The organism is Xenorhabdus budapestensis, assembly GCF_017743015.1.
GTDB classification, from domain to species: domain Bacteria; phylum Pseudomonadota; class Gammaproteobacteria; order Enterobacterales; family Enterobacteriaceae; genus Xenorhabdus; species Xenorhabdus budapestensis.
Genome location: NZ_CP072455.1, coordinates 3,826,431 through 3,843,531, shown reverse-complemented (window position 1 = coordinate 3,843,531; position 17,101 = coordinate 3,826,431). Strand labels below are relative to the sequence as shown.

The 17,101-nt window shown below is 44.3% G+C and carries 11 protein-coding genes and 1 riboswitch; all 11 genes read left to right on the top strand.

The window, feature by feature from the left end; translation table 11 throughout:
* Positions 1-27: 27 nt before the first annotated feature.
* Positions 28-132, bottom strand: a riboswitch (TPP riboswitch).
* Between the two features lie 116 nt (positions 133-248).
* The 11 genes from rppH to recB all read left to right on the top strand — a co-directional run bounded on the left by rppH (position 249) and on the right by recB (position 17,085).
* Entirely contained in the window at positions 249-779 is a 531-nt protein-coding gene (gene rppH, locus HGO23_RS16920; protein ID WP_209027321.1) for an RNA pyrophosphohydrolase, read from the top strand.
* A 22-nt stretch (positions 780-801) separates the two neighbouring features.
* Positions 802-3,048: a phosphoenolpyruvate--protein phosphotransferase gene (gene ptsP, locus HGO23_RS16915; RefSeq protein WP_209027320.1), complete on the top strand. Its 2,247-nt coding sequence runs from the start codon at positions 802-804 to the stop codon at positions 3,046-3,048.
* 85 nt (positions 3,049-3,133) lie between these two features.
* Complete coding sequence (gene lgt / locus HGO23_RS16910) at positions 3,134-4,039, top strand: prolipoprotein diacylglyceryl transferase (RefSeq protein ID WP_209027319.1); 906 nt, start codon at positions 3,134-3,136, stop codon at positions 4,037-4,039.
* Positions 4,036-4,830 carry a thymidylate synthase gene (gene thyA, locus HGO23_RS16905; protein WP_209027318.1) on the top strand — a complete coding sequence of 265 codons (795 nt, stop codon included), beginning with the start codon at positions 4,036-4,038 and terminating at the stop codon, positions 4,828-4,830. Before lgt ends, thyA begins: the two co-directional genes overlap by 4 nt.
* Before the next feature lie 360 nt (positions 4,831-5,190).
* Entirely contained in the window at positions 5,191-5,679 is a 489-nt protein-coding gene (locus HGO23_RS16900; protein ID WP_209027317.1) for a prepilin peptidase-dependent protein, read from the top strand.
* A gap of 14 nt (positions 5,680-5,693) precedes the next feature.
* Entirely contained in the window at positions 5,694-6,317 is a 624-nt protein-coding gene (locus HGO23_RS16895; RefSeq protein ID WP_209027316.1) for a prepilin peptidase-dependent protein, read from the top strand.
* Positions 6,310-6,771, top strand: coding sequence for a YgdB family protein (locus tag HGO23_RS16890; RefSeq protein ID WP_244589854.1), 462 nt, complete (start codon positions 6,310-6,312; stop codon positions 6,769-6,771). Before HGO23_RS16895 ends, HGO23_RS16890 begins: the two co-directional genes overlap by 8 nt.
* A complete protein-coding gene (locus HGO23_RS16885) occupies positions 6,768-7,139 on the top strand; it encodes a prepilin-type N-terminal cleavage/methylation domain-containing protein (RefSeq protein WP_099135058.1) in 372 nt (123 codons plus the stop codon). Before HGO23_RS16890 ends, HGO23_RS16885 begins: the two co-directional genes overlap by 4 nt.
* Positions 7,132-10,512 (top strand): exodeoxyribonuclease V subunit gamma, encoded by a 3,381-nt coding sequence (gene recC / locus HGO23_RS16880; protein WP_209027315.1) that lies wholly within the window; start codon positions 7,132-7,134, stop codon positions 10,510-10,512. Before HGO23_RS16885 ends, recC begins: the two co-directional genes overlap by 8 nt.
* Before the next feature lie 31 nt (positions 10,513-10,543).
* Positions 10,544-13,429, top strand: coding sequence for a pitrilysin (gene ptrA / locus HGO23_RS16875; protein WP_209027314.1), 2,886 nt, complete (start codon positions 10,544-10,546; stop codon positions 13,427-13,429).
* Entirely contained in the window at positions 13,426-17,085 is a 3,660-nt protein-coding gene (gene recB, locus HGO23_RS16870; protein ID WP_209027313.1) for an exodeoxyribonuclease V subunit beta, read from the top strand. The genes ptrA and recB overlap by 4 nt, the downstream gene beginning before the upstream one ends.
* The last annotated feature ends 16 nt before the right edge of the window (positions 17,086-17,101 follow it).

Here is a 17,101-nt window from a genome sequence, read left to right as displayed (position 1 = left end):
GCCAGATAAAATTACTATTTATATATCAATGAATAGCAACTCAAATCCCTACGCCGATATCAGCCGGATCAGGTTCTACGGGTTTGTTCTCAGCGATGTTGCCCGGCAACAATCGCACCCCGTTGAGATGACCGTATTGTAGAGACTTCAGTTGTAACTGCAAAGCCCCATCATAGAGGTTTACCGTTTGAGATGAGTGTGAAACAATTAACTATCTTTTCAAATTCGTTTTATCAAGAGGTAGTCTGGTGATCGATGATGATGGCTACCGCCCGAATGTAGGAATTGTAATTTGTAATCGTCAAGGGCAGGTTCTCTGGGCCCGCCGTTATGGGCAGCATTCCTGGCAGTTTCCTCAAGGGGGCATCAATCCGGGGGAATCACCAGAACAAGCGATGTATCGTGAGTTGTTCGAAGAAGTTGGTTTAAATCGCAAAGACGTACGGGTTCTCGCCTCCACCCGTAGCTGGTTGCGTTACAAATTACCCAAGCGTTTGGTGCGTTGGGATACAAAGCCCGTTTGTATCGGGCAAAAGCAACGCTGGTTTTTATTGCAGTTGCTTTGTAATGAAACAGATATTAATGTTCAGCGCAGTAGTACACCAGAGTTTGATGGATGGCGTTGGGTGAGTTATTGGTATCCTGTCAGGCAAGTTGTTTCGTTTAAACGAGATGTATACCGCCGTGTGATGAAAGAATTTTCTTCTATTGTGATGCCAACGCAGGAATCTACTTCACAATCCTATTCAACCTATATATATCGTCGTAGAAGAAGTTAGATAATTAATTTAGGTAATCGTTATGCTCATGCGCTTACGGGAAATTGTTGAAAAGGTTGCGATGGCAACAAATTTATCAGAAGCGCTTGAGTTATTAGTCAATGAAACCTGTTTAGCAATGAACACGGATGTTTGTTCTATTTATCTGGCAGACCATCAGCGTCGTTGCTATTACCTGATGGCTACTAAGGGGTTGGAAAAGCCGGGAAAACAGGGGATAAGCCTCTCCTTTGATGAAGGCGTTGTGGGGGAAGTCGGGCATTTGTCGGAATTAATCAACCTTGCCGATGTGCGTGACCATCCTAGTTTCAAATATATTCCTCAAGTAAAAGAAGAGAATCTGCGGGCCTTTTTAGGGGTTCCGATTATTTATCGTCGCCAATTGCAAGGGATTTTGGTTGTTCAACAGAATGAACGCCGATTATTTGATGAAAGTGAAGAATCCTTTATGGTGACACTTGCTATGCAATTGGCTGCGATCCTTGCTCAAGCGCAGACCCGGGAGCTGTTTGGTCAGTATCGCCAGACACGTATCAAGGCACTGGCGGTTTCCGATGGCATTGTCATGGCTCAGGGATGGCAGGATTGTTCTCAACCATCGCTCGAACAAATATTTGAAGCATCAACACTGAATTATCAAGCTGAACGTTCTCATTTAACCCGAGCCCTTGAACTGGCAACCGCAGAATGTCGTCGAATAAGTAAACGATTTACAGCCAGTTCACAGAAAGAAAGTGCTGCCATTTTTGATCTCTATTCCCATTTACTGAACGACCCCAAACTTAAACAAGATCTGTTTCATTCCGTTGATAACGGTTTTATCGCAGAATGGGCAGTGAAGACCGTAATTGAGAAATACGCTGAACAATTCGCCAGCCTGCAAGATGCTTATATGCGGGAACGAGCCTCTGATTTACGGGCACTTGGGCAGCGGGTGTTGTTCCATCTGGATGATGCTTTTACTGGCAACTGCCAGTGGCCTGAACATTTCATTCTGGTTGCCGATGAACTCAACGCCAATTTACTGGCCGAAATACCACAGGACAAGCTGGCTGGTATCATTGTACGGGATGGGGCAACTCACTCTCATTCCGCAATATTGGTCAGGGCAATGGGAATACCTGCGATTATGGGGGCAGATATTCAACCAGAACTACTGCATAACCGGATGTTGATTCTGGATGGTTATCGCGGAGAATTTTTTATTGAACCAGAGCCGCTGGTTGTTCAGGAATACTGTCAACTTATCGAAGAAGAGCAAGTGCTCAGCGAATTGGCTGAAGGTGAATTGCAACAAAAAGCACGTCTCAAAAATGGGGAAAGAGTACTGGTTCAGCTCAATGCGGGTTTGAGTTTGAAATATGAGCAACAAATGGGTGATAGTATCGACGGCGTCGGGTTGTATCGTACTGAGATCCCTTTTATGCTGCATAGTGGTTTTCCATCAGAAGATGAACAGAAAAGCCGCTACCAAGAAATGCTCACACTTTTTCCTGATAAGTCAGTCGTATTGCGGACGTTGGATGTTGGTGCTGACAAAAACCTTCCTTATATGCCAATCAACGAAGAAAACCCTTGTCTTGGCTGGCGGGGAATTCGCATAACACTGGATCAGCCGGAAATATTTTTGATTCAACTCAGAGCCATGTTGAAAGCCAATGTGCAGACGGAGAATCTGAAAATATTGCTGCCGATGGTGAGCAGTATTGAGGAGATTGATGAAGCCAGAAAGTTGATCGACAGGGCAAAAGCAGAAGTTGAACGATCAGTTGCTACAACTATTGTGATGCCACAGGTCGGGATCATGGTAGAAGTTCCTTCCCTGATCCTGCTGCTGCCACAATTGAAGAAACGAGTTGATTTTATCTCTATCGGTACAAACGACTTAACCCAGTATTTGCTTGCGGTGGATCGTAATAATACACATGTCGCTTCTCTGTATGACAACCTGCATCCGGCAGTAATCAGAGCTTTAAAACAGATTATTGATGAAAGCCAGCGTATTGGCTTACCCGTTAGTGTTTGTGGTGAAATGGCAGGTTTGCCGATGGGGGCGTTGATTCTGATAGGTCTTGGCTATCGTAGCCTGAGTATGAGTGGTCGAAGTGTCCCGCGTATCAAGTACTTGCTGCATCATTTAGATGCCGGCGAACTCAATCATTTTGTTAAAGAAGTATTGGAGGCGGAAACCAGCCAACAGGTGAGAGAGATTTCCTCTGCATTTATGGAAACCCACGGTCTTGGTGGGTTGGTGCGTGGTGGCATTTAACCGCCCATGCTATTATTTACGATTATTTGTCTTAGGGCATTAACACACAAATTCATTCACACAACATTATTTTTAGTGGGGAACGATGAGCACTAGCTACCTGGCATTTCCTAATATTGACCCTGTCATATTTTCAATCGGCCCCGTATCTCTCCACTGGTACGGTTTTATGTATCTGGTTGGTTTTGTTTTTGCTATGTGGTTAGCAAACCGTCGCGCGGCAAAACCAAACAGTGGCTGGAATAAAAACGAAGTAGAAAACTTGCTGTATGCAGGTTTTGCCGGGGTATTCATTGGTGGACGCCTCGGTTATGTTCTGTTCTATAACCTGCCGATGTTCCTGAATAATCCTCTGTATCTGTTTAAAGTCTGGGACGGTGGTATGTCTTTCCACGGAGGATTGGTTGGCGTCATTTGTGCACTGTGGTGGTTCTCGCGCAGAACTAAACGCCACTTCTTGCAAACTGCTGATTTCGTTGCGCCATTGGTTCCTTTTGGCTTAGGTATGGGGCGTATCGGTAACTTTATTAATGGCGAGTTGTGGGGGCGTGTTACGCTTGATACACCGTGGGCAATGCTGTTCCCGGGTTCTCGCAGTGAAGATATCGCACTGGCAACCACCAATTCCTCGCTATGGCCTGTTTTGGAAAAGTATGGTGTCCTGCCGCGCCATCCTTCACAACTGTATGAAATGGTGTTGGAAGGCATTGTACTGTTTATCATCCTGAATTTATTTATTCGTAAACCGCGCCCGATGGGAAGTGTTTCAGGGCTATTCCTGATTGGTTACGGTGTATTCCGTATCATCGTTGAGTTTTTCCGTCAGCCTGATGCCCAACTTGGATTATTTGAAGGGATCAGTATGGGGCAGATCCTTTCCATACCAATGATTTTAGTGGGGATCCTGATGATGGTATGGGCATATAAGTGTTCCCGCAACAATAATACTCGCAATAATATGCGAAACGATAAGGTACAAGAGGCAAAATGAAACAGTATCTGGGTTTAATGAAAAAAGTGCTGGAAGAAGGTACAGCAAAAGATGACCGTACAGGCACAGGAACACTTTCAATCTTTGGTCATCAGATGCGTTTCAATTTGCAAGCAGGTTTTCCGCTGGTAACAACTAAACGCTGCCATCTCCGCTCTATTATTCATGAACTGTTGTGGTTCCTGAATGGTGATACCAATATCAAATACCTGCATGATAATGGCGTTACTATCTGGGACGAATGGGCTGACGAAAATGGTGACTTAGGGCCAGTTTATGGTAAACAATGGCGCGCCTGGGGAGCAGCGGATGGTCGTCAAATCGATCAATTAACCCAAGTTATTGAGCAGTTGAAGAGTGATCCTGACTCTCGCCGGATCATTGTTTCTGCATGGAATGTTGGCGAATTGGACAAAATGGCTTTGGCACCATGTCACGCATTTTTCCAGTTTTACGTGGCAGACGGTAAGCTTTCCTGCCAACTTTACCAGCGCTCCTGTGATGTATTTTTAGGGTTACCATTTAACATTGCCAGCTATGCTCTGTTAGTTCACATGATGGCTCAGCAGTGTGATCTGGAAGTGGGGGATTTTGTCTGGACTGGCGGTGATACCCACCTATACAGCAATCATATGGAGCAGACGAAACTGCAATTGAGCCGTGAACCCAGAACTTTGCCAAAGTTGGTTATTAAGCGTAAGCCTGCATCTCTGTTCGATTATCGATTCGAAGACTTTGAAATCGTAGATTATGATCCGCATCCGGGTATTAAAGCTCCGGTTGCGATTTAATTCTGCATTATCCTTTCCATCCCCTATTTGGGGATGGAAATATTATTTACCCGAAAAAATAATTTATACCTTATATTTCTGCCTGAAAATCTTCTATTTCCGATTGCCAACATTATAGAATAAATAACTTTTTATCTTTCAATCACTAAGTTGAAATCGTTAATTTGTGCAGATTTTAATCTCGATTGGCTATGTTGTTGGGCTGGTTCGCAAATAAAATGTAACAAAGCAATATACTGATTTTTCTCTTCAAATCCCCTCGCATAAATAAAAACTTAGGCTTTTTATTTCCTCCCAAATTGAAGATATTTTCGCCAACAAGAATTTAAATGGGTAAGCAGAGACATAAGCTGGATGCTGATGAGTGATAAATACACTGACAAACAAAGTGGATTTACATTGTTAGAGTTAATGATAGCAATGATCTTAATCTCAATGAGTTTGCTCTGGGGATTGCATAGCTGGGTAAATTACCAAAGCGGTTTGCATTTACAATCAGCCGGGCAGAATGTGTTGTCCTTTATGGAAAGGCAGCAGGCTCTGGCGAATTATATGAATCAGGAACGAACATTGTGGCTGGTGATGGGGCAATCATGGTGTCTGATTTCATCAGTAACCGAAAGTAAGGATTGTCACGGGGGAGAGGGAGAGCGAGTCAAATCACCGCATGATGATGTGGTTCTGGCTTCAGCAACCAGCAATAAAATCGATTTTTATGGTGTCAGAAATACCGCGATGCCAGCCAGCTTTGTTTTGACAAATGCTGCCGGAGAAATAAGTGTCGTGATTTCAGGGCGAGGAAGAATCAGGACATGCAGCAATAATATAAGTCGGCTGCCTCATTGTTAGGGAATAAAAAAACTATGATATGGATGATGTGTCGTTTCAGACAAAAACAATCAGGTTTCTCCTTGCTGGAAGTTCTGGTTTCCATGTTGATTGGCAGTGTGATTTTTATTGCGATGGCAAAGACTTATCCTGTTTTATCCGGTCAGATATTCGATCTCTACCGCCAATACCGTCTTCACTATCTGGTGAATCGGGTAGCTCATATGATGGAAAAAGATCTCAGGCGGGCAGGATATTGTCAGGACAGTAAACGGTGTAAAGGAGAAGCGTTGGTGATTCACAATAAAAATACTGAACCTACCAACTCTTGTTTTATTGTTGCTTTTGACCTTAATTTAAATAATCAATGGGAAGAACCTGAACATACAGCCTCTGAATTCTTTGGTTACCGATTAAATAATCGTGCTCTTGAATGGAAAAGAGGAACAGGAAGTTGTCAGGAAAATAGCTGGGAACGGCTTTTTGATCCCAAAGAAGTCACTATTGACGCTTTTCACCTTGAAAAATCACAGCCAAAAAATAGGCTGATATTTATAGCATTGTCCATCAAAGCCAGTTGGGTGAAGTCTCCTTCTGTTGTCTATCACTACCAAACCACAGTTCGGTTGCGCAACATAAGGAAATCATCTGGTGAATGACTTAGGGCAACAGCATGAAAACCAAAGAGGTAATGCGCTGTTGGTATCGATTCTTATGATGCTGACATTAAGCTTAATGATGCTGAAAGCACTGCATTACCAACAGGAAAATGCCATGTTGATGATGTTTGACGAACAGAAATATCTGAATGCTTTTCAACAGGCAGAGTCATCATTGGCATGGGGTTCAGTACAGCCATGGCCGCTTAATTCACGGGAGTTGGAGAACTGGCTCTGTTTACAGAAATCAGGATCTTATTTGCAAAGTTGCCTCAGGCGCTATCAGGATGATCTTTTCCTGTTAAAGGGAATAGCGCCGTTTTCTGCCGGAGAACATCTTGAACTTTATCAATGGATGAAACAGATGAAAGGTTCAAATCAAGATACACTTACTTCTGTTAAAAGTGGCTGGTTGGATTTTTGTCCTGTCATAGCGGTTGAATTTTGTTTATGAAAATATTTCGCAGACATAAGCAGCAGGATGGCATAAGTTTGCCGGAAGTCATGGTGGCATCTGTTATGTTTGCTGTCTCTCTGTTAGGTTTAATGCGTTACCATCAGGCTCTGTTATCAAATTTCCAGCAGTATTGGTTACAACTTAAGGCAGTAAAACTGGCACATGAGCAGTTGGAACAATATGAGCCATTAAAAGGAAAGATGATCGGAGGTGAAAAGGGAGCACAACAAGGGTGGGAAACCGAGTTTCGACAGGAATTTCATTCATTGGGGTGCTATCAGATAACGGTAACAGTGACAAAAAGCTATAATCCTTCAGGTAAATTAGAACGTTGGTTTTGTACAAGTGGGAGCATTGATGTTTAAAGTTTATCATTCAAATCAACTCGATATTCTGAAAGAGTTGATGGCGATATTTATCAGGAAAAACCCCCTTGCTAACCCATTTGACAAAGAAGTGATCCTGGTTCAAAGCCCCGGTATGTCACAGTGGCTGCAAATTCAACTGGCAGAGAAATTGGGGATTGCTGCAAACATGGAATTTCCTTTGCCGGCAACGTTTATCTGGCAGATGTTTACACAGGTATTGCCTGATGTTCCCAGAGAAGGGGCATTCAGCAAAGATGCTATGAAGTGGAAGCTGATGACACTTTTACCTAACCTGTTAACAGAGCCTGAGTTTATGGCACTCAGGCATTATCTTGATCAGGATAATGATAAACGTAAGATCCACCAGTTGGCTGGCAGGGTTGCTGACCTGTTTGACCAGTACCTGGTTTATCGTCCTCAATGGCTGGAGAGCTGGGAAAGTGGGCAGCTCGTTGATGGACTAAGTGCGAATCAGGAATGGCAGAAACGGCTCTGGATTGAGCTAATAGAGTACACGCATCAACTACAGCAACCTCTGTGGCATCGTGCCAATTTATATCATCGATTTATTTCAGCATTGGAAGATGGAAATTTTTCACAGGAAAAACTACCTTCACGGATCTTTATTTGTGGCATATCTTCCTTACCACCCACCTACCTGCAAGTAGTCAAGGCACTGGGTAAGCAGATTGATATCCACCTGATGTTCACTAACCCGTGCCAATATTATTGGGGTGATATTCAGAATTACGCATTTCTTGCTAAGTTGAACAGCCGTAAACCCAGACATTACCGCAGCCAGCAATCATTAGAACGGTTCAGAGATCCAGATAATGCGCCATCCCTTTTTAATGAAGAAGGGGAACAGAATCTGAGTAACCCTTTACTGGCTTCATGGGGAAAATTAGGAAGAGATAATCTTTACCTGTTGTCCCAGTTGGAGCCGGATGCTGACATCCATGCTTTTGTTGAACTGGAGCCAGATTGTATTCTGCATCAACTCCAGCGGGATATCTTGCATCTTGAAGATCATGCTCAAATTGGCTCTACAGAAAGTACATTCAAAAACAGTCTGAAGAAACGACAGATTGTCTGGGAAGATCGTTCTCTGTCTTTTCATTCGTGCCACAGTCCACAGAGAGAAGTCGAAGTTTTGCAGGATCAAATATTGCGTCTGTTAGATGATAATCCTTCTCTGACGCCGAGGGACATTATCGTCATGATGGCCGATATCGACAATTATACGCCCTATATTCAGGCCGTATTCGGTAACGCACCGGGTGAACGTTATATTCCTTTTGCCATTTCTGATCGTAAAGCCCGTCAAGCACACCCGGTATTGCAGGCTTTTATTACTCTATTGGATTTACCTCAGAGCCGTTTTACAGCCGAGCAGGTATTAGCATTATTGGAAGTGCCTTCTCTGGCTGATAAATTCGCAATTCAGGAAGATGGGCTACGTTTATTGCGGCGTTGGGTAAAGGAATCCGGTATTTGCTGGGGGCTGGATGATGACAATATTGAAGCACTGTCATTACCTGCCACCGGGCAGAATACCTGGCATTTTGGTCTGACACGCATGTTACTAGGTTATGCAATGGATAGCCACGCAGGCCCGTGGAATGAAGTTTTACCTTATGATGAATCCAGTGGCCTTGCCGCGGAGCTGGCTGGGCAACTGGCTGAATTTTTGATGGAATTAAATCGCTGGCGCAGGGTCCTGAGTGAAGAGCAATCATTAACGGACTGGCTTGGTATTTGTCCACAATTGCTGGAAACCTTTTTTATTGCGGATCATGAAACCGAGCTGGTATTGGCATTGATCACCCAACAATGGCAGAAGGTGATTGAGAATGGCCTGCATGCACATTATGGCAAAAAGATACCCCTGATCTTATTGCGTGATGAATTGGCTCTTCGTTTTGATGATGAGAAGATCAGTCAACGTTTTCTGGCGGGATCTCTGAATTTCTGTACTCTGATGCCAATGCGCTCTATTCCCTTTAAAGTTGTTTGTTTGTTGGGAATGAACGATGGTATTTATCCACGAACAATCCCACCGCTTGGCTTTGATCTGATGACAGAAAAAAGCCAGAGAGGGGACAGGAAACGGCGTGACGATGACCGTTATCTGTTTCTGGAAGCACTGATGTCAGCGGAAGAGTGTTTGTATATCAGTTACATTGGTAAATCAATTCGCGATGATACAGAATGTAACCCTTCCGTATTGGTCAACGAACTGCTGGATTATGTTTGCCAGAGTTGCTGCTTGCCGGGAGATGAGATGCTCAATGTGGATGACAGTGCAAAAAAAGTCAGAAATCATCTGTTGCGGCAACATACGCGTGTCCCTTTTGCTACGGAAAACTTTCAACCTGATCATGAGCTGCAAAGTTATGCGGTTGAATGGCTACCGGCAGCCAGTTTGCAAGGCACTTCCCCCGTTAACTTTGGTCAGCCATTAGGTTGCGATTCTCGTGAGATAACAGAAGTGACGTTGGATGATCTGGTTCGTTTTTATCGCCATCCAGTCAGGGCTTTTTTTCAGCAAAAATTGAAAGTTCATTTTGTTATCGAAGAAACGGAATTACCTGAGGAAGAACCCTTTGTATTGGATCATTTGCAGCGTTATCAATTCAATCAATTGTTATTAAATATTTTGCTTGAACAGAGGCAACCTGAACCACTGTTTTATCATCTCCGTGCATCGGGTGGGTTGCCACACGGTGCATTTGGTGAGGTATATTGGCTGAATCAGCTTGAGGCGATGCAGCCATTGGCAGATAAGATACGAGAAGAGAGAATGGACTCTTCTTTCATAGAGTTACGCCATGAATTAGATGCTGTTACTCTGACCGGAAAAATTAACCAAGTTCAATCTGATGGAATTTTATGTTGGCGTCCAGCGAACTTAACTGCCAATGATGGTATCCAACTATGGATTGAACATCTTGCCTACTGCTTCTCAGGAGGAGAAGGTGAAAGCCGAATGTATGGAAGGGAAAACAGTGCATGGTGTTTTTCACTATTGACAACCGATGAAGCCAAGAACCATCTCAATCAATTGGTTGCTGGCTATTTTCAAGGGATGTCCGAGCCTCTTCCTCTGTTCTGCCGAAGCGGTTGGGCATGGCTGGAGGCTTGTTACGACAAGGGAAGCCAGCAGATCGATTTTAGTGAGGAAGCTCAGCAAAAAGCGGAAAGCAAATTGATGCAGCAATGGCTGGGAACACAAGGAAAAAATGGTGAATTTAATGATGCTTATACTCAAAGAGCTTTCAGGCAGGTGGATCAATCATTTTGGGTACGCATGAAACGCGAAGTGCAGAGCTACTTATTGCCTATGGCGTACTATTTAAAGAAGAAATAGCTTAAAGAAGAAATAGGGAGAATATTAGGTCATGCCTAAATATGTCATTCGCATCATGATGATGCTTTTTTTATTTTTCTGGGGAGTAACAACTTATGCCGAATCGCCTTGGCAACCGTTACTGGAAACGATTCATAAAAGTGAACGTGATTTCCGTGAGTATAGAGCTATCCAACTGAAAAATGGCATGACAGTTCTGCTGGTTTCAGATGAAAAAGCAGTTAAATCATTGGCTGCTGTGGCAATCCCCATTGGTCATATGCAGAATCCGGATAATCAGCTTGGACTGGCGCATTATTTGGAACACATGGTGTTGATGGGATCTAAACGATATCCTCAGCCCGGCAGTTTTGCAGAGTTTTTGCAGAAACACGGGGGAAGCCGCAATGCTAGCACCTCAGCTAACCGTACAGCCTTTTATCTGGAGGTGGAAAATGGCTCTTTGGCAGAAGCGACCAATCGTCTCGCTGATGCTCTTGCGGAGCCTTTGCTGGATCCTGTGAATGCTGATCGTGAGCGTAATGCTGTTGATAACGAGATGACCATTGCTCGTTCCGGAGAAGGGCATCGCATCTGGCAGATCCGTTCTGAAACTTTGAATCCGGCTCATCCGAATTCCCGTTTTGCGGGGGGAAATCTGGAAACCCTGAAAGATAAACCAGACAGTAAGTTACAGACTGCGCTGGTTGATTTTTATCGGCGTTATTACTCTGCCAATTTGATGAAAGGTGTTCTATATGGTAATCAGCCGATAGAAAAATTGGCTCAGATTGCGGTGGATACTTTTGGCCGTATTCCGAATCGACATGCTTCAGTCTCTGCCATTACGGTTCCGGCGATAACAGATAAAGAAAAAGATATCATTATCCATTATGTGCCATCTAAACCTTATAAATCGCTGCAACTGGAGTTCAGGATTGCTGATAACAGCGCTGATTTTCGCAGTAAAACCGATGCCTATATTGGCTATCTGATTGGTAATCGTAGTGAAAATACCCTATCTGACTGGTTGCTGAAACAGGGATTGGCCGAAGGAATTAGTGCCAGTGCCAGCCCGAAAACAGATGGTAATTCTGGCTCATTTGGTATTTATGTCACATTGACAGACAAAGGGCTTGAACAGCGTGATCAGGTTATTGCTGCTATCTTTTCTTACATTAACCTGTTGAAGCAAAAAGGTATTCAAAAGAGCTATTTTGATGAAATGGCTAAAGTATTCAATTTATCATTCCAGTATGCGTCAATCGTACGGAATATGAACTATATTCAGTCGTTAGCTGATGCCATGCTACAGGTTCCTGTTTCTCATGTTCTGGATGCTGGCTATCTTGCGGATGAATACAACCCTCAGGCCATTGCCAGCCGTTTGGCTCAATTGACACCTGAGAATGCCCGCATCTGGTTTATTAGTCCGAAAGAACCACATAATAAAGAGGCTTATTTTGTTCAGGCACCTTATCAGATTAATAAAATCACTCAACAACAGCGTGCGGAGTGGCAAAAACTGGAGAAAGGTACTTCATTCTCTTTACCAGAACTGAACCCTTATATTCCTGATAATTTGTCCTTGATTAAGGCATCTGGCAGCCAGAAACATCCTCAAATGATCCTGGAACAATCGAATGTGCGTCTGCTGTATATGCCAAGCCAATATTTTGCCGATGAACCGAAGGCAAGCATCGCATTGGATCTGCGTAATGCTAATGGTGTGAAGAGCGCCAAAGAACAGGTGACTTACGCTCTGTTGTCTTATTTATCTTCTCTTGCACTGGATCAGCTTGGTTATCAGGCAGCCGTCGGAGGTCTGGCGATTACAACCGGATATGCGGATGGGTTGCAAATCGGGGTATATGGTTACACCCAACATTTACCTGAATTGTTAACTTCTGCTATCAGCCAGTATATGGCGTTTACACCAACCTTGACTGAATTGAAACAAGCGAAGTCCTGGTATCGTAACCAATTGGAAATCTCCAATGAAGGCAAAGCCTATGAAATGGCAATGCAGCTGGTTTCTTATTTATCCAGTGTTCCTTATATTGAGCAGGCTGAACGCTTAAAGGCGCTGGATAGCATCAATGTTGATGATATTGTCAAATACCGTTATGAGATGATCCAGAGTTCTGCTTTACAGGCGGTAGTCTTCGGTAATTTAACCGAAAAACAGAGTATTGATATTGTTATATCTGCACATAAGCAGCTCGCCAACCGGGGTACTGTGTGGTGGAGTGGCGAAAGTATCGAATTGAAGCGTAATTATGCCGTTAACTTTGAAGGCACTGCCAGCAGCACTGATAACGCACTGGCGGAAGTCTACATCCCGACGGGATATGATCGCATTAACGGATATGTCTATTCCAATCTGTTAGGTAGCATTTTATCGCCTTGGTTCTTTGATCAATTAAGAACAACAGAGCAATTGGGCTATGCGGTTTTAGCCTTCAATACAAGGGTAGGAGAACAATGGGGGCTTGGCTTCTTATTGCAGAGTAATAGCAAACAGCCAGATTACTTGCACCAGCGTTACCAGAGTTTCTATCAGCAAGCTGAGAAAAAATTGCAGGTGATGCCTGATGCTGAATTTAAGCAGTATAAAACAGCATTGCTGACAGAAATGCGTCAGCCACCGCAAACTTTTTCTGCGGAAGCATCCCGTTACAGCAGTGATTTTGGCCGTAATAACTTCAAATTTGATTCAAGAGAGAAAATCATTGCTGCTCTGGAAAAAGTAACTAAAGCACAGTTGCTTGAGTTTTACGATAAAGCAGTGATGAAACGTCATGGATTGGCACTGATTTCACAAATTACAGGGAAGAAAGGCTCGCTTCATCAATATGCAGAGTTGAAAGGCTGGAAGACTTACCCGAATGTATCCACTTTCCAGAAACAATTATCGGTTAAGGTGAATGCTCAGTGAGCACAGAAATACCCCGTAACATAACGTCTCATAAACTTAATCCGTTAACATTGCCGCTGCATGGCCAACGGCTGATTGAGGCTTCAGCAGGTACGGGAAAAACCTATACGATAGGTTTACTCTACCTGCGTTTGTTACTTGGATTGGGCGGCAATGCCGCCTTTTCCCGTCCGCTTAATGTTGAAGAGATCTTGGTTGTAACTTTTACCGAGGCAGCAACGGATGAATTGCGTGGGCGTATTCGTGAAAATATCCACCAGTTGCGACTGGCGTGCATTCGGCAGGATAACGCGGTGAATGATCCGGTTTATCAGCAATTGCTGGCAGAGATCCCCGACAGGCAAAGTGCGGCGGATTGGTTACTGGCTGCTGAACGTCAAATGGACGAAGCGGCAATTTACACCATTCATGGCTTCTGTCAGCGCATGTTGGTGCACAATGCGTTTGAATCCGGCATTCTGTTTGAGCAAACGTTGATTCAGGATGAATACCCACTTCGTAAGCAAGGTTGTGCTGATTTCTGGCGGCGTCACTGTTATCCGTTATCGCTATCAATGGCGACGGTGATCAGTCAGGAATGGAGCGGGCCAGAAGCCCTGCTGGAAGATATAACTGATCATCTGCGAGGGGATATACCTTATATCGTCAACGCGCCGGACGGTGATGAAACCTTAGTCAGCCGCCATGAAAAGATCATTGCTTTGATTGACGGGGTCAAACAGCAGTGGAATGAGGTTGTACAGGATTTACAAGCGCTAATTGATAACTCTGGGGTGGATAAGCGCAGTTACAGTAAGAAGAATTTACCTAATTGGCTGAATAGCGTTTCTGAGTGGGCTAAATCGCAAACCAGAGATTATCAGCTTCCTAAAGACTTGGATAAATTTTGCCAGTCAAGGTTGGAAGAAAAAACCAAAAAGGGTGAAGTTCCCCGACATCCCGTGTTTACGGCCATTGATGATTTATATCAGCAACCACTGACCTTACGGGACATTATCATTTCCAAAGCGATTGTTGAAATACGCCAGTCCATCAATCAGGAAAAGCTGATGCGTGGGTATATGGGCTTTGACGACTTGCTGATGCGATTGGATATTGCTTTGAAACGTGAAGGTGGAGAAAAACTGGCGGAAACCATCCGGCAACGTTACCCCGTTGCGATGATCGATGAGTTTCAGGACACTGACCCGCAGCAGTACCGAATTTTTCAGGCCATATATCGTCATCAAACGGAAAATGGTTTGTTGTTCATTGGTGACCCTAAACAAGCAATTTATGCATTTCGCGGGGCGGATATTTTCACCTACATTCAGGCGCGTGCCCAAGTGAGTGCGCATTACACGCTGGAAACAAACTGGCGTTCTTCCGCTCCGATGGTACAAGCGGTCAATAAGTTGTTTTCCCATACAGACCGCCCATTTCTGTTTGACCAAATTCCGTTTATTCACGTCAACTCAGCAGAGAAAAATCACAACCTGAAATTCTTGCTCCATAAGCAGGAACAAACAGCCTTGCAGTTCTGGCTCCAGTCTGGAGAGGGTGTTTCAAAAAGGGATTACGAACAGGGCATGGCACGACTGTGTGCTGCCCAAATCAGAGATTGGTTACTGGCAGGACAGGAAGGGAGTGCGCTGTTACAGCGGGGCGAAAAAAATCGGCCTGTTACAGCGGCGGATATTACGGTACTGGTGCGTAGTCGCCGTGAAGCCGCACTGATTCGTGATGAATTGAATGAATTGAAAATCCCGTCTGTCTTCCTTTCCAATCGTGAGAATGTATTTGATACGCCGGAAGCTAAGGACTTGCTCTGGCTTTTGCAAGCGGTGTTATCACCAGAAAAGGAACGTGTACTCAGAAGTGCATTAGCCAGTAGTTTATTTGGCTTAAGTGCCCGGCAGATTGATCAGCTAAATCATGATGAAACGGCATGGGATAAGCTGGTGGATGAGTTTGACGGTTATGCCCGGTTGTGGCGCTCACGTGGTGTTTTACCGATGTTACGGGCGGTCATGGGGAAATACCGGATTGCAGAGAATTTGTTGGCAGGATACGACGGTGAGCGTCGTCTGACTGATATTATGCACATTAGTGAACTGTTGCAGGAAGAATCGTTGCAATTGGATAGCGAACATTCAGTGGTTCGCTGGTTGGCACAGCAGATTTCCCGTCCTGATCCACAGCTAGAAAGTCAGCAAATGCGTCTGGAAAGTGATAAACATCTGGTTCAGATTTGTACCATCCACAAATCAAAGGGGCTGGAGTACCCTTTAGTCTGGTTGCCTTTTATTTGCAGCTTCAAAAAACAGGAACGGGCCATTTATCACGATCGTCAGAATTTTGAAACCCATTTCAGTCTCTTTGAGGATAGTGAAAAGCTGGCATTAGCCGATGAAGAACGGTTGGCGGAAGATTTGCGTCTGCTCTATGTGGCTTTAACGCGAGCTGTGTATCACTGTAGTGTCGGTGTTGCGCCATTGATTCAGGGTAATAAGAAAAAAACCGGAGATACGGATTTACATCTTTCCGCCCTTGGTTATTTGGTGCAAAAAGGGCAGAAAGGTGATGCAGAGTTACTGGAATGCAGCTTAAATGAACTCAAAGATGACAATATTCAGGTGATACCGATAAAGGATATCGGAGATGAAAGATGGGAACCCAAAAGTGAAGATGTGCTATTGCTGGCTGCCAGAAAATTCCGGCGTTCCATTCGGGATGACTGGCGGGTGACCAGTTATTCCGGCTTACAGGGTTCGATTTCCCATAATTACATCAGTTCCCAGGCTCATGTCAGTGCGTTTGGCGAATCAGTAGAAGTGATTGTCCAATCCATTGCACCGAAACTTGATATTGACGTCCGTGGTGAAAAACAAGTTGAACCGTCATTGCTGATGACACCGCATACTTTTCCGCGCGGGGCAACAGCCGGAACGTTCTTACATTCAGTTCTGGAAGAGCTGGATTTCAGCTCCCCACCGGATCAGATCTGGCTGGCGGAAAAGCTGACAACCGCAGGTTTTGATGAGAGTTGGGCATCCGTATTGCAGCAATGGATGACGGATATCCAGACCGCAGAGTTAAATGAACAGGGAATGCGGCTTGCTGATATTCCACATTATCATCAACAAAACGAAATGCAGTTTTATTTGCCTGTTGATAATTTACTGCGTTCCAACGCACTGGATGCCTTGACTCATCGTTATGATCCCTTGTCAGCACAGTGCGCTCCTTTGTCCTTCCATCAGGTCAAAGGCATGTTGAAAGGGTTTATTGATTTAGTGTTTTGCTGGCAGGATAAGTTTTACGTGGTGGATTACAAATCGAACTGGTTGGGAGAGAGCAGCGAATCATACACTCAGGAAGCCATGGCCTCAGCCATGATAGAGCATCGGTATGATTTGCAGTACCAACTCTATACGCTGGCACTGCACCGTTATTTACGCCATCGGTTGGCGGATTATGATTATCGGCAGCATTTTGGCGGGGTGGTATATTTGTTTCTGCGTGGCATTGATAACAATAATCCGGGGCATGGTATTTATCGCTATTTGCCACCCGTTGAATTTGTTGATGCACTGGATGCGCTCTTTAGTACCGTCGATTGTACTGTTGACTGTATAAACGATGACTATGCAACTGATGAGGAACAAAGTGCATGAGTGCAGCCATGAATGG

Bases quoted from the DNA above. Each gene is read 5' to 3' on its own strand.
- ptsP (WP_209027320.1), top strand. From the start codon at position 802: ATGCTCATGCGCTTACGGGAAATTGTTGAAAAGGTTGCGATGGCAACA.
- HGO23_RS16900 (WP_209027317.1), top strand. From the start codon at position 5,191: ATGAGTGATAAATACACTGACAAACAAAGTGGATTTACATTGTTAGAG.
- recC (WP_209027315.1), top strand. From the start codon at position 7,132: ATGTTTAAAGTTTATCATTCAAATCAACTCGATATTCTGAAAGAGTTG.
- thyA (WP_209027318.1), top strand. From the start codon at position 4,036: ATGAAACAGTATCTGGGTTTAATGAAAAAAGTGCTGGAAGAAGGTACA.
- HGO23_RS16885 (WP_099135058.1), top strand. From the start codon at position 6,768: ATGAAAATATTTCGCAGACATAAGCAGCAGGATGGCATAAGTTTGCCG.
- lgt (WP_209027319.1), top strand. From the start codon at position 3,134: ATGAGCACTAGCTACCTGGCATTTCCTAATATTGACCCTGTCATATTT.
- HGO23_RS16895 (WP_209027316.1), top strand. From the start codon at position 5,694: ATGATATGGATGATGTGTCGTTTCAGACAAAAACAATCAGGTTTCTCC.
- ptrA (WP_209027314.1), top strand. From the start codon at position 10,544: ATGCCTAAATATGTCATTCGCATCATGATGATGCTTTTTTTATTTTTC.